Raw genomic sequence first — 19,018 nt, 5'->3', positions numbered from 1 at the left:
CGTCCGGATGCGTCGATCATGGTGAACGCGGACGACGACATGGCCGTGGAGGACGTTCATGAGTGTGGCCCTGACGAAGGGCGGCAACGTATCGCTCAGCAGGCAGGCCCCGGGCCTGACCGCCGTGACGGTGGGACTGGGCTGGCAGGCGAACGCGGGCTACGAGCCGGACGCCGGCGCACTGCTGTGCGACCGGGACGGCAGGGTGCTCTCCGACGAGCACTTCGTCTTTTTCAACAACCTGAGCAGCCCCGACGGTTCGGTCCGCCACTCCGGCAGCGGCGGCCGCGCAGGTGAGGACGATCAGCGGATCCATGTCGACCTCACCGGAGTCCCCGGCGAGGTCGCCAGGATCGTCTTCCTGGTGTCGCTCTACGACGCCTCGTCCCGCGGTCACGCCTTCGCGCACCTCGGCGGCGCTCACATCAGGGTCGTCGACGAGGACGGCGGCGCGGAACTGGCCCGCTACGACCTCGCGACCGCCGGTCTGTCCGCGGAAACCGCCCTGGTGTTCGGCGAGTTGTACCGGCACGGCGCGGAGTGGAAGTTCCGCGCCGTCGGCCAGGGCTATGCCTCGGGGCTGGCGGGCATCGCCACCGACTACGGCGTGAACGTGCTGAAGGAGAGTGCGAGCCCGACGCCGCCCGTCACCGTCCCAGGGACTGGTGTGAACACCAGTACGTCCTTGCCGTCCGCCACCACCGCCGCGCAGCCGCAGTCACAGCCACAGTCGGTCACCGCGCCACTGCAACCCCCAGGGAGTTCCCCCATGACATGCTTCTTCGATCCGACCCACGGCCCTGGCACGACGACGGTGACCTGGTCGCCGCAGTGGGGCGTGCCCCGGCAGATCCAGACGTGCGGCGGCTGCGCGCAGCGTGTGCAGACGACCGTGCCGCCGTTCTACACCCCGCCTCAGCAGGGCTACCCGCAGCCGGTGCAGCAGGGCTACCCCCAGCCCGTGCAGCAGGGATATCCGCAGCAGGGCTACCCCGGCCAGTACGCGGACCCCCAGCAGCACGGGGGAGGCCGCCGCTTCGGTACGGGTGCGCTCATCGGCGCGGGCGCGGCCGGACTGATCGGCGGCGCGCTGCTCAACGAGGCGTTCGACGACGACGAACCGGAGGTCGTCGTCAACAACTACTACGAGGACTGACAGCGCGGTGGGAGGGGCGGGAGGCGGCCTTAGGCCCGCGCGGGCGCGCGCCACCGGCCGTCGCTCACGCCGGCCTTGAGGCGCCGGGTGTAGAAGGGGCGGGGGGTACGTTCGGCGCGGGCACGCGACGCGTCGGCTGCCCGACGGTTCTCCGGGTGCGAAGGAGCAGGAGGAGAGGGCGAGATGGCCGAGTCCCGGCTGCGGCGGAAGTGGCTTCCCGTGCTGGTGCTGGCCCTCGCCCTGTACGTCATCGTCCGTGCCGCCGGCACCCCCCAGTCCAGCTCCCCGCCCCCGGCTGCGGCGTCCACCCCCGCCCCCACCCCGTCCTCCGGATCCCCCTCCCCGAGTCCGTCCGCGTCGAAGAACGCGTCGGCGTACGACCCGGCCGACTACGCTCCCCAGGTCCGTGCCCGGGCCCGCCAGGCGGGGGTCGACGCCCGGCTGCTGATGGCGATCCTCTACAACGAGGCCTACAAACCCCACGATCCGGCGCTGGAACGGGCCTGGCAGAAGTACAAGCCGGACGCCTCCTTCGGCATCGCCGACATGCACCGTGCCACCTTCGACGCGGTCAAACAGGGCCGGGACTTCGCCGGCCGCCACTGGGAGGAACTGCCCGACGACCGGGACCTCGCCATCGAGTCCGCTGCCTGGTACCTGCACGACCTGGCCGCGCAACTGCCCGCCGGCTGGTCCGCCTCCTACACCAAGGACGACCTGCTCGCCCTCGGTTACAACGCCGGTGCCGGCAACATGCTCGCCTTCGCCCGTGGTGTGTCTCCGGGCCCCCAGGCCCGCTCCTACCTCGACCGCCTGCACGCCAACTGGGCGAAGGCGGGCAAGGCGGTCGGGGCGTAGGGGTGCTGTGTCGGCAGGGGGTGCTGTCAGCGGGGTTCTGCCGGTAGGCGTTCTCACCCGTACGAGAGGTTGGAACAGGGGTTGTCGTCGGCGGAGCGGGCGCCGGCCGTCACCGAGGAGGGCAGGGCGGTGGAGGTGGGCGTGGGCGAGGGGGCGGGGGTGGCGTAGGTCCGGCCCAGAACGACCTCGACGCCCGCGCCGGTGACGGGCTTCAGCCGCGCGCCGGGGAAGAGCCGGGCGACCGTCTCGGCCTCGGACTCCAGGCCCGCGCCGTACTCGACGACCGTGGTCGCGTGGTCCTGGCTGCTCGCGTTGGCGGTGGCGGTGACCGTGAAGCCGTGCCGGGTGAGGGTCGCGGCGGCGCGGGAGGCGAGGCCGCCGGTGGTGGTGCCGTTGTAGACCGCGACGTCGATGCCGGCACCGGAAACGCCGGTGCTCGCGCTCGGCGATGCGGAGGCCGAGGGGGAGGCGTCGCCCTTGGAGCCGCCGGCACCCCGGCCGTCGATCGTGCGGTCCGCCCTGAGCCCGGCCCACAGCTCGGACGCGTCCGGCTCGACGATCGCCACGCGGGAACCCGAGTACCGCCAGGGGACGGTGATGAACTTGGTGTTGTGCAGGTCGACGTCCTTCAGCGACATCGCGAAGGAGATCAGCCTGTTCGCCGAGCCGAGTCCGGGGTCGACGGTCAGGGACTTGGTGGCGGCGTCGGCGAGCGGCAGCAGGTTGGTCGGGGTGAGCCCGTCGCTCTTCACCTTCTTGATCAGGGCGGCCACGAACGCCTGCTGACGCTTGATGCGGCCTATGTCCGACCCGTCCCCGATGCCGTGCCGGATGCGCACATAGTCCAGGGCCTTCTGCCCCGACACGTTCTGCACGCCCTTGCTGAACAACAGTGCGCCCCGGGTGCTGCGGTGGGGGTTCAGATCGTTCTCGTACACGTCCTGCGGCACGCACACCTGGACCCCGCCGACGGCGTCCGTCAGGGCCGCGAAACCCTTGAAGTCGACGACGACGGTGTGGTCGACGCGCAGCCCGGTGAGGCTCTCGACCGTGTTCTGGGTGCAGGCGGGATTGCCCTTGGCGGTCTCCCCGACCGAGTAGGCCGCGTTGAACATCGTGTTCGGCTGCGGCTTGGTCCAGGTGCCGTCCGGGAGTCTGCACGGCGGGATGGTCACCAGCGTGTCGCGCGGGATCGAGACGGCGACGGCGTGCCGGTGGTCGGCGTAGACGTGCAGCAGGAAGGTGGTGTCGGAGCGGCCTATGTCGTCGCTCTCGCCCCCGCCGAGCGCGGAGTTGCCGTCGGTGCGCGCGTCCGTGCCGATGACGAGGACGTTCTCGCCCTTCGACGCCCCGGCCTCCGGCCGGTTCTGCGACAGCCCGCCGGCGTCGAAGGTGTCGATGTCGCCGTTCAGCTTGAGGTAGATCCACCCCAGGCCGGCCGTGCCGAGCACCAGGACGGCGAGCGCCGCGGCCAGGGATATGCGCAGCGGGCCGCGCTTGCGGCGCCCGGCGCGGCCACCGCTGCCCGGGGGCTCGGTCCCGCGACGGTGGCGGGAAGGGGTGGCCTGGTGGCTCGTCGGCATGGCTGCGCCCTCATCCGTGAGACTCATACGGAGGGGACGACCGGCCCCACCTGATAGTTGTACAGTTGCGCAATGTAGCAACAATCTCAGACGGTGCCACGCGCCCGGCGGGCACCAGGTCCGAGGAAGAGATGGGGTGGGCGGGGATGCTCCGCAACGGCCTGGAGCCCTGGCACCTGCTGATCGTGGCGATCGTCATCATCCTGCTGTTCGGCTCCAAGAGGCTCCCGGACGCCGCCCGCGCGCTGGGCCGGTCGATGCGCATCCTCAAGAGCGAGGCGAAGGCCATGAAGGCGGAGGGCGGGACCGCGCGGTCCGCCCCGGCCGAGCCGTCGGCGCAGCGCGTGATCAAGGCGGCCCCCGGAGAAGCGGCCTCGGCCCGCCCGGTGCGGGAGAGCGACACCGCCCACTGAGAAAAGGCCCGCGGGAAAGGCCGAAGGCTGCCCGGGAATTGACGACTGATCAGAAACTTCGTCTGACCGGGAACTTCGCCTGATCGGGAACTTCGTCTGACCGGGAACTTCGCTTGATCGGGGACTTCGCCTGATCGGGAACTTCGCTTGATCGGGGACTTCGCCTGATCGGGAACTTCGCCCGATCAGGGACTTCGCCTGATGGAACGTCGCCGGCCCGCGCCGTCACACCAGGGCGTGCCCCAGCAGTCGCAGCAGATCCCCCGTCGCGTCCATCGCCCCCAGCGCCGGCAGGGCGCCCAGCGCCAGCGTGGTCGCGGCCAGTGGCCACAGGTGCGGGGGAGGGCCCGCCTGCAGGGCGGCGATGCGGCGGGTGACCGCGCGGTCGGTGAAGTTCAGCGCGCACGCCGGAGTGCGGCGCCCGGTGCTGAGCGCGGCGCGGGCCAGGGCGCGGGCCGCGGTGCCGCGGTCCCCGACCGCGTCGGCCGCCCGCTCGTCCGCCCACCGCTCCACCAGGAACGTCACCGTGCTCCGGACCGGCGCCAGCAGCGGGTCGGCCGCCGCGGCGAGCGCCACGGCCGTCGCCAGGGAGGCGTGCCGGTGGGTCAGATGGGCCCGCTCGTGCGCCAGCAGCACCCGGCGCTCGGCCGGTTCCAGGGCGCTCAGCATCGCCGAGGTGACCAGGATCCGGCCCGGTGTGCCGCCGCTGCCGGGGATGGCGAAGGCCTGCGGCACCGGTGAGGCGGCGACGACCAGTTCCGTGTCCGGGGGCTGGCCGGCGCACAGGGACCGCAGTGCGCGGCGCGTCACGCGTTCGGCGCGGACAGTCCGGTGGACGCGGAGAGCCACCCATGCGAGAGCCAGGGTCGCGGCGACGGCGATGACCTCCGGGACCGGGTCGGGCAGTCGGCGGCCGTCCTCGCGGGCGTCCGCGAGGACCGGCGGTGCCTGGCCCAGCAGGGTGACCGCGAGCAGTACCAGTGACCAGACGGTGGCGGCCGCGGTGAACACGGCGGAGACCGTCAGCACCCGGGCCGCGAGTGCGGGCGCCACCCGCCGGCCGACCAGCGGGCTGAGGGCGGCCAGCAGCAGGGAGAGCAGGAGCGGGGTGTAGACGTCGATCTTCATGCGCCACCGCCGTCGGGGAGGGCGCGCCCGCCGAGCAGGTCGCGCAGCGCCCGCTCCTCCTCGGGGCTGAGGCCGGAGACGAACTGCTGGAGCGTGGCGATCGGGTCCGGGCCGCGGTCCAGTGCCTCGTGCATGGCCTCGGCCGTCAGTTCGGCCGCGTTCTTCGCGGGCCGGTACGCGCCGCGCCGCCCGTCCACGTCCCGCAGCACAAGCCCTTTGTCGTACAGCCGTTTGAGGATGGTGTGGACGGTGTTGTAGGCGAGGCCGCCGCCGATCTCGGCCTGGATCTCGGCCGGGGTGAGCGGGTGCTCGGTGGCCCACAGTGCCGCGAGCACCTCGCTCTCCAGCTCGCCACTGCTGCGTCGTTCCGCCCTGCCTCCAGGACCTCTGCCGGCCATGCCCGTAACCTTACAGTGCGTAGGGGTGCATCACGGATGGGCGATGCCATGGCGCCCGCCCGCCGCCGCGGCCCGTTCACCCCATCGGAGTAGATGCGCCCGCGCACAGGCCGGATGACCCCGGGTCTCGCGCTGCACCCGTCGGCCGTCCGCGTTAGCTTGTCCGTGTTTTACCTGCTTCTTTCCTGGCTTCCGTCGCGGACCCTACGATTTGTAGGGTGTGATGCCCCTACGGCCCGTGGGGGTGAGAGGTGGGTCATGGCCAACAGCTCGCGCACCACGCTCGCAGGCGTCCGCCGGCTCGCAGCGCCGTCGGTCGCCGGCATGTCGTGGCGGGACCGCGGCCAGGGCCTGATCGCCGCGGTGGCGGGCGCCTTCACCCTGGCCCAGCTCGTCCTCGTGCGGCCGGGCATGGGACTCGGCTGGGACGAGACGGTCTACGTCAGCCAGATCAGCGCGCACGCCCCCGCCGCGTACTTCAGCGCCCCCCGCGCCCGCGGCATATCCCTCCTGGTCGCCCCCGTGACCTGGTGGTCCTCCTCCACCGCACTGCTCAGGGTCTATCTGGCGGTGCTCTCGGGAGCCGCCCTGTTCGTCGCGCTGCGCGTCTGGCGTGGTCTGTTCCCGGCCCGTGTGCTCGCCCTCGGCGGCGCCCTGTTCGCGAGCCTGTGGGTGACCCTCTTCTACGGCCCGCAGGTCATGCCCAACTACTGGGTGGCGATCGGCGCCCTGGCCGGCACCGGCTGGTTCCTGCGCGCCCACGCCGACAGCACCGACCGGCCGGCCCTGTGGGGGCTCGCCGCCGGCGCGGCGCTGATGACGTGGATGCGGCCCACGGACGGCGTCTGGATCACCGCACCACTGCTGGTCCTGGTGCTCCTCTTCCCCCGGTGGCGCCGACTGCCGCTCCTGCTGGCCCTGGTGGGCGGGCTCGTCGCCGGCGCGGCCGAGTGGATCATCGAGGCCTACGTCGGCTACGGCGGCCTTCTGCACCGCCTCGCCGAGGGCTCCCGGATCCAGGGCGGCCTGGGCTGGAGCATCGCCATAGGCGACCAGTTGCGCAGCCTCGGCGGGCGCGCCCTGTGCCGCCCGTGCAGCGGTCCGCTGCCCAACCCCGCGGTGACCCTCTGGTGGTTCGTGCTGCCCCTGCTCGCCGTGCTCGCGGCGGCCGTCGCACTCCGGTCCCGCCGCCCGGCACCCCCTTCCCGCACCCTGGTGCCGCTGGCCTGCGCGGCGACGGCGGCCTTCCCCTACCTCTTCCTCATCGGGTACGCCGCCCCCCGCTTCCTGCTCCCGTCCTACGCCCTGCTCGCCCTCCCCGTCGCCGACGCGCTGCTCCACCTGGTCACCGGGCCGGACGGCCGGTGGCGCCCGATCACCGCGACGCTGATGGCGATCGGGCTCGCCGGACATCTGGCGGTCCAGTTCGCGGTGCTGCACCGGACCGTGGCCCGCACCACCGCCGACCACAACGGCTGGTCCCGCACCGCCGCCGCACTGCACCGGCTCGGAGTGCGTCCGCCCTGCCTGCTCACCGGGAACGAGGCCGTCCCCATCGCCTTCTACGCCGGCTGCGCCTCCGCCGCCACCAGCGGCTCCAACGCCAACAGCACCGCCGCGGGCATCGCGGACACCGCCCGGCGCATGCCCGTCGCCTACCTGGACACCCCCACGGGCCACCCGCCGTCCTACACCCGCGGCTGGCAGGCCCACACCGTCGACGGCGTCCGCATCCTCCTCTCGCCGACGGCCGGGGGCGGACGCGGATGAGTCCTCCGACGGCCACCGAGGCGGCGCCGGACACCCCGGTGGCGGCGACCATCGGGATCGGGACCCTGCGTGGACGCGCCCGCTGGCACGCGGCTCTCACCCTGGTCGTGCTCGCCGCCGCGACCCTGCTCGCCTTGCACCACTGGCCGGTGATCGCGTCCGGCGCGGACCGGCTCACCGGCGCCGACCCGGGCTGGCTGCTGCTGGGGGCGGTGGCCGCGACGGCGACCTGGGCGTGCTCGGCGCTCGCCCAGCAGGGCGCGGTCCCCGAGGCACTGCCCGCCGGGCGGCTGGTGGCGGTGCAGTTCGCCGCGTCCGCCGCCAACCACCTGCTCCCGGCGGGCGTCGGCGCGGGCGCCGTCAACCTGCGCTTCCTGACCCGCTGCGGGCTGCCGGTGACCCGTTCGGCGGCGGTGCTCGCGGTCAAGGCCACCGCCGGGGGCGTGACGCGTGCCGCGCTGATCGCCGTCCTGGCGCTCGCCGCGCCCGGACTGCTGCGCCTGCCGCGCGCCTCCACGGTCCTGATGGTGGCCGCGCTCCTGGTGGCCGCCGGGCTCGCGGTGCTGCTGGCCGGACCTCTGCGCCGTGCCGCAGGGGCCGTACTGGCGGACGTACGGGCCGTGCACCGGCTGCCCGGCCGGGCGCTGGCCCTGTGGGGCGGCTCGCTCGCCTTCGCGTCGCTGCACGCACTGGTGGTGATCGCGGTCACCCGGTCCCTGGCCGTGCCGCTGCCGCCCGGACGGGTGGCCCTGGCCTACTTCGTGGCGAGCAGCGCCGCCGTCCTGCTGCCGACCCCCGGCGGCATCGGCGGGCTGGACGCCACACTCGCCCTCGCCCTCTCGCTCAGCGGCGCACCCGGCGCCGCGGCGGCCTCCGTGGTCCTCGGTTACCGCCTGCTGACGGTCTGGCTGCCGCTGCTGCCGGGGCTGTTGGTGCTGGGCCTGCTGGTGCGGCGCAGGGTGCTGTGAACCTCGGCGGTGCGGCCCTGCGCGGCGCCTCGGGCGGGCACCGTGCAAGGACCGCTCAGGTGGCGGTGCCCGTCCGCTCCGGGGCGGCGTCCCGGCCGGGCGCCGGGGACGCCACCAGGAGGGGACGCACCCGGGTGCTTGCCAGACGGTGGGCCAGGAGGTCCGAGCGGCGGCTCAGGGGGATCATCGTGACCGAGGCGACCAGGGCGCCGACCACGAACCCGGCCACCACGTCGTGCGGGTAGTGGGCGCCGACCCAGACCCGGGAGGCCGCCATCGCACCGGCCGCCACCAGCGCGACGTACCCGATCCGGCGCGAGACGAAGAAGAGGGCGACCGCGGCGGCCGCGGCTATCACCGCGTGGTTGCTCGGGAACGACCAGTCGCCGGGCGCCGGACACGCCTCCAGCGTGACCACGTGCAGGCTCTGGCAGGGCCGGTCCTCGCGGACCAGGAGCTTCAGTACGGAGTTCACCGCGTAGGCGAGCACCACCAGCAGCGGCACCACGAGAGCGAGCGACGCCGCCGCGGAGCCGATGCGGCGCGCCCGCCACCAGGCGAGGACCATCAGCACCGCGAACAGCGCGAGCCCGTACGAGGACCAGGCGGAGATCAGCGAGTCCAGCCAGGCGGGGGTGCGCCGGGCCAGGTCCACCACGTCCGTGTAGGCCCAGCCGTCGACCGGGGCGCCGTCGAGGGCGTACATCATCCGCGGACCCCCTCCTTGGCGGCCCGGCGCGAGCGCAGGACCTCCAGGGCGACCGGGATCAGCGACACGAGGACGATCACCGCGACCATCGGCAGCAGGTACTTGTCGACATTCGGCACCGACGAGCCGAGCGCATACCCGGCGAGGGTGAGTCCGAGGCTCCAGACGAGGCCGCCGGCCACCTGCCAGACGGTGAAGGTCCGCACCGGCACCTGCAGCGCGCCCGCCATGGGGTTCAGCACCGTGCGCACCACCGGGACGAAGCGGGCCAGGACGATCGCCTTGGCGTGCCCGTACCGGTCCAGGAGCTCCTCGGCTCGGCGCGCGCCCTCGTGCAGGCGGGCCGAGCGGCTGCGGGCCAGCAGCGCGCCGCCCGCCTTGCGGCCGAGCAGATAGCCGCACTGGGATCCGGCGAGCGCGCCCACGGCCGCGGCGACCAGCAGCGCGGGCAGCGACAGCTTCACCCCCTGCTGCCCGGAACCGGTGCACAGCAGGCCCGCCGTGAACAGCAGGGAGTCGCCGGGCAGGAAGAACCCGATCAGCAGGCCGGTCTCCGCGAACATCACCACGCCGACGCCGAGCACCCCGAAGGCCGCGAGGAGGGACTGGGCGTCCAGCACGTTCACCGCTAGCTGGGATCCCAGGGACAAGGAGGTGGCCATCGCGAGCCCTTCCGATGCGGGAGGCCGGGCGCGACACGGCGCCACCCGGCGGCTGACTACATTCGTGTAGACCGTCTACGGAACTGTAGACGATGTCCGGGTGACGAACGTTCCCTTCAGGGCGTCGCGAGCGAGATCTCCGTGGACTTGATCAGTGCCACGACCGAGGAGCCCGGCAGGAGGCCGAGGTCCTCCGCGGCGTCCTTGGTGATCGCGGCCGTCAGTGTCCCGCCCACGATCGTGACCTTCACCGACGCCATGGCGCCGCCCGTCGTGACGCCGTCGACGGTACCGGCTAGCTGGTTCCGGATGGAAACGCCCTCCACCGCCGCGGTGGCGAGCGCCACCTCGGTCGACTTGACGAGGGCGTACACGGAGGCGCCCGGAGCGAGGTCCAGCTCGTCCACGGCCTCCGCGGTCACCGCCGCCGTGATGTCCTGCCCCCCGTCCAGCCGCACCTTGACGACCGCCATGACCTCACCGGGGGTGACGGCCGTGACGGTGCCGGGGATCTGGTTGCGGATGCTCAGGTTCATGGGCGGCCCTCGCGGAATGTGGAGAATGGTCGGTTCTGTCGGCCGACCCCACGGTAGCGGGACGCGCGCACCGTATCCGGGCGGCGCGTCAGGCCGGATACGCGTGGGTCTGCGTCGCCTTGACCGTCGCCCACACCGTCGCCCCGGGATGCAGACCGAGCTCGGCCGCGGCCACGGTGGTCAGGTCCGCGGCCAGGGGCAGCTCACCGGCGAGGTCGGCGCGGATCCGGTCGCCGAGCGTCTGGAGCCCGGCCACCTCGCAGCGCCACAGGTTGCGTGCGCTGGAGCCGTCCGGCCGGTCCCGGTACAGGGTCACGGCGCCCGGCGGGAACGCCACGAAGACGGGTCCGGACAGATCCTCCGTGGTGGTGATCGCGCAGCCGGCGTCGAGCCGCACGGTGTGCCCCTGCGCCGTCCCCCGGTACAGGTTGAGCCCGACGAGCTGGGCGATGTAGTCGGTGCGCGGACGGCGTGCGATCTCGGAGGGGGTGCCCTCCTGGACCACCCGGCCGTGCTCCACGACCACCAGCCGGTCGGCGAGGACCATCGCGTCCAGCGGGTCGTGGGTGACCAGCACGGCCACCGCCTCGAAGTCGTCCAGATGGCGGCGCAGCCGCGCCCGCACCTCCAGCCGGGTGCGGGCGTCGAGCGCGGCGAGCGGTTCGTCGAGCAGCAGCAGACGGGGCCGGGTGGCCAGCGCCCGGGCGAGCGCGACGCGCTGGGCCTGGCCGCCGGAGAGCCGGCGCGGTCTGGCTGCCGCGTGCTCGGCGAGCCCCATGCGCTCCAGCCACCCGGCGGCGACCGCCCGCGCCTCGGCCCTGGACGCGCCCCGGCAGCGCGGGCCGAAGGCCACGTTGTCCAGGGCGGACAAGTGCGGGAAGAGCAGATAGTCCTGGAAGACGACACCGACGGGGCGCGCCTCCGGGGGAGTGCTCTCCAGCGCGGCCCCGTCGAGCCGCAGGTGACCGCCCGAGAGCGGCACCAGCCCGGCCAGCGCGCGCAGGGCGGTCGTCTTGCCCGCGCCGTTGGGTCCGAGCAGCGCGAGCACGTCCCCGGGCGCGGCGGTCAGCGCCACGTCGAGCCGGAAGGAGCCGCGCTCGACGACGATCCGCGCGTCGAGGCCGGCACCGCGCACGGCGGTGGGGGTGCTGCGGGAGGCGGCCTGTCCGGTGTGGGTCATGACGCCGTCATCCAGCGGTCCCGCAGCCCCGCCAGGACCGCGATCGACACCGCGAGCAGCACCAGGCTCAGCGCGATCGCCGCCGCCGGGTCGTCCTGCAGGGCCAGGTAGACGGCCAGCGGCATGGTCTGCGTACGGCCCGGGAAGTTGCCCGCGAAGGTGATCGTCGCCCCGAACTCGCCGAGCGCCCGGGCCCACGCCAGCACCGCCCCGGCCGCGATGCCCGGCGCGATCAGCGGCAGCGTCACCCGGCGGAACGCGGTGAAGCGGGAGGCGCCGAGCGTCGCCGCGGCCTCCTCGTAGCGCGGATCGGCGGCCCGCAGCGTGCCCTCGACGCTGATGACCAGGAACGGCATCGCCACGAACGCCTCGGCGACCACCACCCCGGCCGTGGTGAACGGCAGCGTGATCCCGAACCAGGAGTCCAGCCACCGCCCCACCACGCCGTTGCGGCCGAGCGCCAGCAGCAGGGCCACGCCGCCCACCACCGGCGGCAGCACCAGCGGCAGCGTCACCAGGGCCCGCAGCAGCCCCCGGCCCGGGAAGTCCGTACGGGCCAGCAGCCAGGCCAGCGGCACGCCGAGGACCAGGCTGACGGCCGTCGCGGCGGTGGCGCTCACCAGGGACAGCCGCAGCGCCTGCCACACCTCCGCACTGGTCAGCTCGTCCGGCAGGGTGTGCCAGGGCGCCCGGACCAGCAGCGCGACCAGCGGCAGCAGCAGGAACGCCAGGCCCACGAGCGCGGGCAGCAGCAGCGGCAGCGGCACACCGGGCCGGCGGACACGTCCGCGCCGCGGTCCGCCCACCAGGGTGTCGGCCGCGGCGTCGGACGCGTCGATCCGGGTCATGGCTGCAGGAAGCCCGCTTCGGTCAGGACCTTGCGGCCCTCGGCGGAGGTCACCAGCGCGATGAACGCCTTCGCCGCCCCGGCGTTGGGCGCGTTCTTGAGCAGGGCGATCGGGTAGTCGTTGACGGCCTTGGCGGACTCGGGGAACTCCACGCCCTGCACCTTGTCACCCGCCGCCTTCACATCCGTCTTGTAGACGACCGCGGCGTCGGCCTCCTTCAGCTCCACCTTGGTCAGGGCGCTCTTGACGTCCTGCTCGTACGACACCGGCGTCAGCTTCAGGCCGCTCGCGGACAGCGCCTTCTGCGCGGCGGCCCCGCACGGCACCGTCTTGTCGCACAACACCACCTTCAGACCGGATCCGGTGAGGTCCTTCAGGGAGGAGACCTTGTGCGGGTTGCCCGGCAGGGTGGCGATCTCGAGCTGGTTGCGCACGAAGGTGACCGGTGTGGTCGCCGTGTCCTTCTTGTCCGTCACGATCGCCATGGTCTTGGCGCTGGCCGCCGCGAAGACGTCCGCGGGGGCGCCGCCGGTGATGCTCGCGGCGAGGGTGTCGCTGCCGCCGAAGTTGAAGGACACCTTCGTGCCGGGGTGTTCCTTCTCGAACTCCTCGCCCAGGGCCGTGAAGCTCTCCTTGAGGGAGGCGGCGGCGAAGACGGTGACCGTGCCGGACGGCTTCGCGGACGACGGGGACGCCGAGGAGTCCGCCTTCGTACCCGCACCGGAGTCCGAGGAGCCGGACGAGGAGGAGCAGGCGCCCAGGGCCAGCAACGCGGCGGCTCCGGCACCGGCCGCCAGCAGCATCCGGCCGGTCCGACGCACGGAACGGGTCATCACGGGTCCACTCCCTCTGAACGTCCGGGAGGGACCACGCACCCCTCCGCGATGTGCCGATCATACCGACGCAGATGCCAACCGGAAGGGCCCTGTGCCATCGCATGAGCCGCGTGATCGGCCGACGAGGCTGGCAGGTGCGTTTGCGTGAGGGGCCGCGCGGGTGCCGTCGCCCGGGAGGTGGGCCGAGATCGACCCGGACTTCGGCCGTGCGCCCGTGCCGCCGGCGGCCGTCGTCGACGACGCCCCGCTCGACCGGTCCGGACCCCGGCTCGTGCTGCCCCAGGACCGATGCGGGGCGCGGTACGTCAGCGGCATCAGCGCGATACGGGTGGACGGCGGCTACGGCCCGTGGGCGTGAGCGCCCGACCGGCGGGGCCGCCGGGTCAGGCCCGGTCGATGTGGACGTTCGTCGACTTTACCCGGGCGGTGGCCTCCATACCGACTTCCAGGCCCAGTTCCTCCACGGCCTCCCGGGTCAGCAGGGAGACCAGGCGGTGGGGGCCCGCCTGGATCTCCACCTGGGCGGCCACGTCGCCCAGCTTCACGGCGGTGACGATGCCCGGGAAGGCGTTGCGGACCGAGGTGTACGAGGGCGCGTCCTCCTCACCGGTGCCGCCGCGCGCCAACTCCACCGAGAACGCCGCCAGGTCCCTGCCGTCGATGACCCGCCGCCCGCTCTCGTCGCGCCGGGTCGCCACCCGCCCCGCGTCCGCCCACCGCCGTGCGGTGTCCGGGCTCACCCCGAGCAGCCGGGCGGCCTGGCCGATTGTGTAGGACTGCATGCGCGCCACGATAGGCGCCCGCGCCACCGGCGCCGGGGCGGCCCCGAACGCCGATGACCGCTTCCGGCCGGTCGTGATCCGCACCGACGGCGTGGAGACCGACACCACGGAAGCCCCGAAAAGCGGTCGTCGCGCAGGCGTGCATGGCAGGATCCCACCCCATGGACGTGTCCTGGGCGGTACGGAGCCTGCGCGCGGCGGTGTTCGCCGTCGTGTGCGTGCTGCTCGCCGTCGGCGGACACACGCTGGCCACCGGCGCGGTGCCGCCGGTGTGGGTGGACGCGGCCGGGTTCCTGCCCGTGTTCACCGCCGCCGCCGCGCTCGCCGGGCGGGAGCGCTCGCTGACCGGCATCACCCTCGCCATGCTCCTCGTGCAGGGCGGGTTCCACCTCGGCTTCGCGGCGGCCGAGCCGACGCGGATGGCGATGAGCATGCCGGGCATGGCGCAGGGCATGCGCATGGCCGTCCCGCCGCACGCCATGACCTCGCACGCCGTCGCCGCGCACCTGGCCGCCGCCCTGCTGGCCTCCTGGTGCCTGCGGCGCGGCGAGGCCGCCCTGTGGTCGGTGCTGCGCAAGGCCGCCGCCCTCGTCCCGCGCCTCGCCGTCCGGTGGTGTACGGCACCGCTGCCCGCGTACGTCAGGCCGCCGCGCCCGTACGCCCGACGACGCCGCCTCCCGGGGCAGGCGCTGCTCCGCCACGCGCTGTACCGGCGCGGCCCGCCCCCGGCGGCCCCGTACACCGTCTGAACCCCCCAACACCGAACGCACGTACGGAGCTTGCCCACCCATGTCCCTGACGCGTACCACCCTGCGCCGCGCCACCACCGTCGCCGCGCTCGCCGCCGCCGGTGTCCTCACCACGGCCGGAGCCGCCTTCGCACACGTCACCGTCCACCCCGAGAGCTACCCCAAGGGCGCCACGGACGGCGTGCTCACCTTCCGGGTGCCCAATGAGGAGGACACCGCCGCGACCACCAAGGTGCAGGTCTTCCTGCCCACCGACCACCCGGTCCTGGGCGTGCTGGTCACCCCGCAGGACGGCTGGACGGCGCAGGTGACCACCACCAAGCTCAAGACACCGGTCAAGACGGACGACGGCACCATCACCGACGCGGTCTCCCAGATCACCTGGACCGGCGGCCGCATCCGGCACGGCCAGTACCAGGACTTCAACGTGGCCTTCGGTCAACTCCCGGACAACACGGACAAGTTGACGTTCAAGACGCTGCAGACCTACTCCGACGGAAACGTCGTCCGCTGGATCGAGGAGGCCCAGAAGGGGCAGGACGAGCCGGAGAACCCGGCGCCGGTGCTCAAGCTGACCGCCCAGGGCACGGCGGAGGGCGGCGGTTCCACCGCGGCTGAAGCCGGCACCGAGGAGAAGCCGAGCGCCGCCACGACGAAGGCCGCCGCCACCAGTGACTCCACCGCCCGGGGGCTCGGCATCGCCGGTCTGGTCGTCGGCGTGCTCGGGCTGGCCGCCGCGGGCTTCTCCCTCGCCCGCGGCCGCACCGCCGGATCCTCCGAATCCACCGGCTCCTCCGGCACCTCCGCGTCCGAGTGACCGGGGCCCCGCCCCGTCGGCGTCACCCGCCGTCGGCGGGGCGGGGGGCCCAGCGCTCCTCGACCTTCGCCAGCCGCCAGTACGCGAGGGCCGCCGCCCACACCACGACGAACAGCCCGACGATGACGAAGCCCACGTTGTCGAGGTCGAGCCCGGCGATCCAGCCCGTCACCGCGTCGTGCAGGTCGAGCTTGTCGTGCAGCACTCCGACCAGCTCGATCGTGCCGATCAGGAAGGCCACCGCGATCGACAGACCGGTGATGGTGAGGTTGTAGAACACCTTGCGCACCGGGTTGGAGAACGCCCACTGGTAGGCGAAGTTCATGAACGTGCCGTCGAGGGTGTCGAACAGGCTCATCCCGGCCGCGAACAGCAGCGGCAGGCACAGGACGGCGTACCAGGGCAGCCCGGCCGCCGCCCCGCTGCCCGCCATCACCATCAGCGTGACCTCGGTCGCCGTGTCGAAGCCCAGGCCGAACAGGAAACCGAGCGGGAACATCTGCCCGGGGCGGCTGATGGACCTGGTGAGGCGGCCCAGGATGCGGTTCATGAACCCCCGGGAGTCCAGGTGCTGTTCGAGCTCCGTCTCGTCGTACGCCCCCGCCCGCATCGCCCGGAACACCCGCAGGATGCCCACCAGCGCCACCAGGTTGAGGGCCGCGATGAGGTAGAGGAACGAGCCGGAGATCGTCGTGCCCAGCACCCCGAGCACCTGGTGCGTACGGGAGTCGTCGTTCATCAGCCGACCGGCCAGCCGGGTGCCCCCGGCGATCAGCGCGGCGAGCACCACCACCACGCTGGAGTGCCCGAGCGCGAACCAGAACCCGACCGACACCGGGCGCTTGCCGTCCGCCATCAGCTTGCGGGTGGTGTTGTCGATGGCGGCGATGTGGTCGGCGTCGAAGGCGTGCCGCATGCCCAGGGTGTAGGCGGTGACGCCGAGTCCGACGCCGAACGCCTTGGAGCCGACCTGGTAGTGCTCGGGCGCGACCAGCAGGAACAGCACCCCGAACGCCGCCACGTGCAGGGCCGCGACCACCGCCAGCAGTCCGGCGGTCCGCAGGGTGTCCTCGCGCCGCCAACGGAAGGAGGCGGCCTTGGGCAGGGCAGGGTCGGTCAGGGTCATGCGGTCACGCTCCAGCACCTCGTGGATCACTTCGTGAGATGCCGTGGCCGGTCTCCTGGCTGACGGATCACCGCGCCCGCCCCAACCTTCCCGGCCGACGTGCAGCCAGTGGCGCCACCCGCTGGAGGCGGGCGGCACGGGACGGGAACTCCCCGATCACAGTGGCGAGGGCCGCTCCGGCCTGAGCCCCTGGGGGCTTTCACCGGTCTTCCCGAACACCACGGCCCGCCCACCTTAGGGCCGGCCCCGGAACGCCTGCAAGACTGCACAGTTGCGCAGGTATTCCGGGGTATCGAAGATCACACAGCGGACCTGGGAGAATGTGCGCATGCATCTCGTCCCCGCCGACCGCGCCGGCAGGCGCACCATCGACGGCCACCGGGTCTGCGAGGCCATCGAGGCCATCGGCGCCCCCGAGGCCGTACGCACCTGGGCCGAACGCTTCTCGCTGCTGGCCGACCCCGGCCGGCTCGCCCTGCTGCTGGCCCTGCACCGGGCGGGCCCGCTCGCCGTCTCCGATCTCGCGGTGGCCACCGGCATGAACGACCCGGCCGTCTCGCAGGCGCTGCGGCTGCTGCGGACGGCCGAGGTGGTGACGGGTGAGAAGGAGGGGCGGATCGTCCGTTACCGGGTGACCGATCCCGTGGTGAACGAGCTGCTGAAGCAAGTCACCTGACGAACTCTCACCTCAACGCTCCCTCACCCCACCCTTGGTCCTCACTTCTTGGGTGAGGGCTTGGACTTGACCTTGTGCTGCGCCAGGTGGATGTCCTGGCTCGACAGCGTCAGCGGCGACCCGGTGAAGGCGCGCAGCCGGACCCGGGCGCCCTTCTTGGGGACGGCGAAGCCCTTGCCCGGCGCCTGGATCCGGTAGGTGGCGGTGGCGTGGGCACCGACGGACGACGGGCCCTGGAGCACCTTCCACCAAAGGCTCATGCCCTGGCCGGTGGTCACCATGAAGTGGGGCTGGACGGCGGAGTCACCGGTGTTGTCCACACGGACGGTGAGCGTCTTGACGGTCGCGGCCTTCCGGGTGGAGCCGATGGCCTGCATGCGCAGCGGCGGTTCCCCGGTCGCCGCGAGCGTCACGGCCAGCAGAGCCGGTACCACCAGGGCTCCGGCCAGCACCATGCGGGCCGTCCGCCGGCCGTGCAGCAGCCGCGGCTGCCAGGCGGTGGCGAACGCGGAGGACGGCACGGTGACGGCGGCCGCCAGCCACAGCGGCGTCATCAGCAGGTAGTAGCCGTCCTGCGAACGGGTCGCCAGGAAGAACGCGCACCAGGGCAGCACCGTCGCCGCCGGGCCCAGCCGCCGCACGAACAGCACGAACAGCGCCAGCAGACCCGCCAGCAGCAGCATGCTCGCGTGCGAGTACCAGCTCAGGCGGTCGCTGCCGTCGGTGAAGTACAGGGAGATGTCGACCAGGCCCTGGCCGTGGATGATGGCGCCCTGGGTGATCGGCAGCGCGATGCCCTCGAGCCAGGTGCGCGGCTCGGTCACGATGAAGTACGCGTTGATCAGCAGCCAGGTCCCGACCGCGATGCCCACGATCCGCCCCACGGCGAGGGCCGCCGCACGAGCCCCCAGCTCACCGCGCCGCACCGCGTAGACGCCGGCGAGCAGGAACGGCGTCAGGAACCACGGCAGTTGCTGGGCGGCGCAGGCCGCGCCCAGGCAGGCCGCCCGCGCCCAGTCGGCCGGCCCGCCCGTGCCCATCCGTGTCCAGCGCACCACCACCGGGATCAGGAAGGCCAGCGCGACGACCGCCGGGTAGCCGAGCCGGGCGTACATCGGGATCATGCCGAAGCCCAGGCACACCATGGTGGCCGCCGAGCGCCACGGCGCCGGCAGCATCTTCCACATGACGACCGCGCCGAGGGCGATCGCGGTGGTCGGGACCAGGACCTCGGGCAGCGCGCCGTGACCGATCCGCAGCAGCGGCGCGGTCAGGAGCGCGGTCAGCGGCGGATAGCCGTAGGTGTAGTCGTAACCGCCGTCCACGGTCGGGGTGTAGGCGACGGTGGTGTGGTGCCCGAACAGCCAGGGCCAGGCCTGCCCGTACATCGGGTTGCCGTGCAGCAACTCGCGGGCGGCCTGGATGGTGAGGATCGACTCGTCGCTGTAGTCGTGCAGCACGGCGGACGCGCAGTACAGAAGCGTGATCGCCGTCACCAGGACCACGAGATCCAGCCGGGCCAGCGAGCGGGTGCGCCGCACCACCAGCGTCAGCACGCCCGTGACCAGGATCGACGCGTAGCAGACGGAGATCACCGCGGCGATCGGCGGGTGATGGCTGGCGGCGGTGTTCCACACGTTGCGCGTGTTGATCAACAAGCTGATGTTCGCGAGCAACGTCAGTACGCGGTGCCACTGCGCGGGAGCCCGGTCCGGCTCGTTCTCGCCCCGCGCCACCAGCGGGAGCGCCCACCGGACCCTTGTCGACGGCTTCACTTCTGCCACATGCACGCAAGGACGCTAGGAGGAGATCATGAACGACGA

General features: G+C 73.0%; 19 protein-coding genes, 2 pseudogenes and 1 riboswitch. Of the genes and pseudogenes, 9 read left to right on the top strand and 12 right to left on the bottom strand.

What is annotated here, in order from left to right:
• Nucleotides 1-58 precede the first annotated feature (58 nt).
• Nucleotides 59-616: pseudogene (locus ACZ4SW_RS15720) on the top strand (TerD family protein); the annotation flags it as partial.
• A gap of 723 nt (nucleotides 617-1,339) precedes the next feature.
• On the top strand, nucleotides 1,340-2,014 hold the full coding sequence (locus ACZ4SW_RS15715; RefSeq protein ID WP_468242853.1) for a lytic transglycosylase domain-containing protein: 675 nt from the start codon (nucleotides 1,340-1,342) through the stop codon (nucleotides 2,012-2,014).
• A 53-nt stretch (nucleotides 2,015-2,067) separates the two neighbouring features.
• Here the strand turns inward: ACZ4SW_RS15715 and ACZ4SW_RS15710 are convergent, their stop codons facing one another.
• A complete protein-coding gene (locus tag ACZ4SW_RS15710) occupies nucleotides 2,068-3,597 on the bottom strand; it encodes an LCP family protein (protein ID WP_468242850.1) in 1,530 nt (509 codons plus the stop codon).
• Nucleotides 3,598-3,743: 146 nt separating this feature from the next.
• On the opposite strand from ACZ4SW_RS15710, the gene tatA reads away from it, so the two are divergent.
• Entirely contained in the window at nucleotides 3,744-4,010 is a 267-nt protein-coding gene (tatA, locus tag ACZ4SW_RS15705; protein ID WP_468242848.1) for a Sec-independent protein translocase subunit TatA, read from the top strand.
• A gap of 225 nt (nucleotides 4,011-4,235) precedes the next feature.
• On the opposite strand, the gene ACZ4SW_RS15700 is transcribed toward tatA, so the two are convergent.
• Together ACZ4SW_RS15700 and ACZ4SW_RS15695 are read right to left on the bottom strand one after the other, a co-directional pair.
• On the bottom strand, nucleotides 4,236-5,138 hold the full coding sequence (locus tag ACZ4SW_RS15700; protein WP_468242845.1) for a M48 family metalloprotease: 903 nt from the start codon (nucleotides 5,136-5,138) through the stop codon (nucleotides 4,236-4,238).
• Complete coding sequence (locus tag ACZ4SW_RS15695) at nucleotides 5,135-5,536, bottom strand: BlaI/MecI/CopY family transcriptional regulator (protein ID WP_468242843.1); 402 nt, start codon at nucleotides 5,534-5,536, stop codon at nucleotides 5,135-5,137. Before ACZ4SW_RS15695 ends, ACZ4SW_RS15700 begins: the two co-directional genes overlap by 4 nt.
• Before the next feature lie 258 nt (nucleotides 5,537-5,794).
• Between ACZ4SW_RS15695 and ACZ4SW_RS15690 the strand changes: the two genes are divergently transcribed.
• Both ACZ4SW_RS15690 and ACZ4SW_RS15685 read left to right on the top strand, forming a co-directional pair.
• The gene (locus tag ACZ4SW_RS15690) at nucleotides 5,795-7,306 is read left to right on the top strand and encodes a hypothetical protein (protein WP_468242840.1); all 1,512 of its coding nucleotides are present in this window, start codon (nucleotides 5,795-5,797) and stop codon (nucleotides 7,304-7,306) included.
• Nucleotides 7,303-8,274 (top strand): lysylphosphatidylglycerol synthase transmembrane domain-containing protein, encoded by a 972-nt coding sequence (locus tag ACZ4SW_RS15685; protein WP_468242837.1) that lies wholly within the window; start codon nucleotides 7,303-7,305, stop codon nucleotides 8,272-8,274. Before ACZ4SW_RS15690 ends, ACZ4SW_RS15685 begins: the two co-directional genes overlap by 4 nt.
• 55 nt (nucleotides 8,275-8,329) lie before the next feature.
• On the opposite strand, the gene ACZ4SW_RS15680 is transcribed toward ACZ4SW_RS15685, so the two are convergent.
• From ACZ4SW_RS15680 to modA, 6 genes are all read right to left on the bottom strand, one after another.
• Nucleotides 8,330-8,983 (bottom strand): phosphatase PAP2 family protein, encoded by a 654-nt coding sequence (locus ACZ4SW_RS15680; protein WP_468242835.1) that lies wholly within the window; start codon nucleotides 8,981-8,983, stop codon nucleotides 8,330-8,332.
• Nucleotides 8,980-9,645, bottom strand: a complete 666-nt coding sequence (locus tag ACZ4SW_RS15675; protein WP_468242833.1) for a DedA family protein — start codon at nucleotides 9,643-9,645, stop codon at nucleotides 8,980-8,982. The genes ACZ4SW_RS15680 and ACZ4SW_RS15675 overlap by 4 nt, the downstream gene beginning before the upstream one ends.
• A gap of 116 nt (nucleotides 9,646-9,761) precedes the next feature.
• Nucleotides 9,762-10,181, bottom strand: a complete 420-nt coding sequence (locus tag ACZ4SW_RS15670; RefSeq protein WP_468242830.1) for a TOBE domain-containing protein — start codon at nucleotides 10,179-10,181, stop codon at nucleotides 9,762-9,764.
• Between the two features lie 88 nt (nucleotides 10,182-10,269).
• Entirely contained in the window at nucleotides 10,270-11,361 is a 1,092-nt protein-coding gene (locus ACZ4SW_RS15665; protein ID WP_468242827.1) for an ABC transporter ATP-binding protein, read from the bottom strand.
• Complete coding sequence (gene modB, locus ACZ4SW_RS15660; protein WP_468242824.1) at nucleotides 11,358-12,209, bottom strand: molybdate ABC transporter permease subunit; 852 nt, start codon at nucleotides 12,207-12,209, stop codon at nucleotides 11,358-11,360. Before modB ends, ACZ4SW_RS15665 begins: the two co-directional genes overlap by 4 nt.
• Complete coding sequence (gene modA, locus ACZ4SW_RS15655; protein ID WP_468242822.1) at nucleotides 12,206-13,042, bottom strand: molybdate ABC transporter substrate-binding protein; 837 nt, start codon at nucleotides 13,040-13,042, stop codon at nucleotides 12,206-12,208. The genes modB and modA overlap by 4 nt, the downstream gene beginning before the upstream one ends.
• Nucleotides 13,043-13,223: 181 nt before the next feature.
• Here modA and ACZ4SW_RS15650 point away from each other — a divergent pair.
• Nucleotides 13,224-13,403 (top strand): annotated as a pseudogene (locus ACZ4SW_RS15650) (hypothetical protein); the annotation flags it as partial.
• 25 nt (nucleotides 13,404-13,428) lie between these two features.
• On the opposite strand, the gene ACZ4SW_RS15645 reads toward ACZ4SW_RS15650, so the two are convergent.
• Nucleotides 13,429-13,827, bottom strand: coding sequence for a TOBE domain-containing protein (locus ACZ4SW_RS15645; protein WP_263232542.1), 399 nt, complete (start codon nucleotides 13,825-13,827; stop codon nucleotides 13,429-13,431).
• Between the two features lie 161 nt (nucleotides 13,828-13,988).
• Here ACZ4SW_RS15645 and ACZ4SW_RS15640 point away from each other — a divergent pair, with 161 nt between their 5' ends.
• Both ACZ4SW_RS15640 and ACZ4SW_RS15635 read left to right on the top strand, forming a co-directional pair.
• Complete coding sequence (locus tag ACZ4SW_RS15640; protein WP_468242820.1) at nucleotides 13,989-14,576, top strand: hypothetical protein; 588 nt, start codon at nucleotides 13,989-13,991, stop codon at nucleotides 14,574-14,576.
• Between the two features lie 40 nt (nucleotides 14,577-14,616).
• The gene (locus ACZ4SW_RS15635; protein WP_468242818.1) at nucleotides 14,617-15,393 is read left to right on the top strand and encodes a YcnI family copper-binding membrane protein; all 777 of its coding nucleotides are present in this window, start codon (nucleotides 14,617-14,619) and stop codon (nucleotides 15,391-15,393) included.
• A 22-nt stretch (nucleotides 15,394-15,415) separates the two neighbouring features.
• On the opposite strand, the gene nicT is transcribed toward ACZ4SW_RS15635, so the two are convergent.
• Nucleotides 15,416-16,519, bottom strand: a complete 1,104-nt coding sequence (gene nicT / locus ACZ4SW_RS15630; protein WP_468242816.1) for a Nickel transporter NicT — start codon at nucleotides 16,517-16,519, stop codon at nucleotides 15,416-15,418.
• 28 nt (nucleotides 16,520-16,547) lie between these two features.
• A riboswitch (cobalamin riboswitch) is annotated at nucleotides 16,548-16,757 on the bottom strand.
• A 90-nt stretch (nucleotides 16,758-16,847) separates the two neighbouring features.
• Here nicT and ACZ4SW_RS15625 point away from each other — a divergent pair.
• Nucleotides 16,848-17,195 carry an ArsR/SmtB family transcription factor gene (locus ACZ4SW_RS15625; protein ID WP_468242813.1) on the top strand — a complete coding sequence of 116 codons (348 nt, stop codon included), beginning with the start codon at nucleotides 16,848-16,850 and terminating at the stop codon, nucleotides 17,193-17,195.
• Nucleotides 17,196-17,236: 41 nt separating this feature from the next.
• Here ACZ4SW_RS15625 and ACZ4SW_RS15620 read toward each other — a convergent pair whose 3' ends face one another.
• Entirely contained in the window at nucleotides 17,237-18,931 is a 1,695-nt protein-coding gene (locus ACZ4SW_RS15620) for a hypothetical protein (protein WP_468243200.1), read from the bottom strand.
• Nucleotides 18,932-19,018: the final 87 nt, after the last annotated feature.

Source organism: Streptomyces sp. NPDC028331 (assembly GCF_055565775.1).
This window is presented reverse-complemented; position numbering and strand designations above follow the sequence as displayed.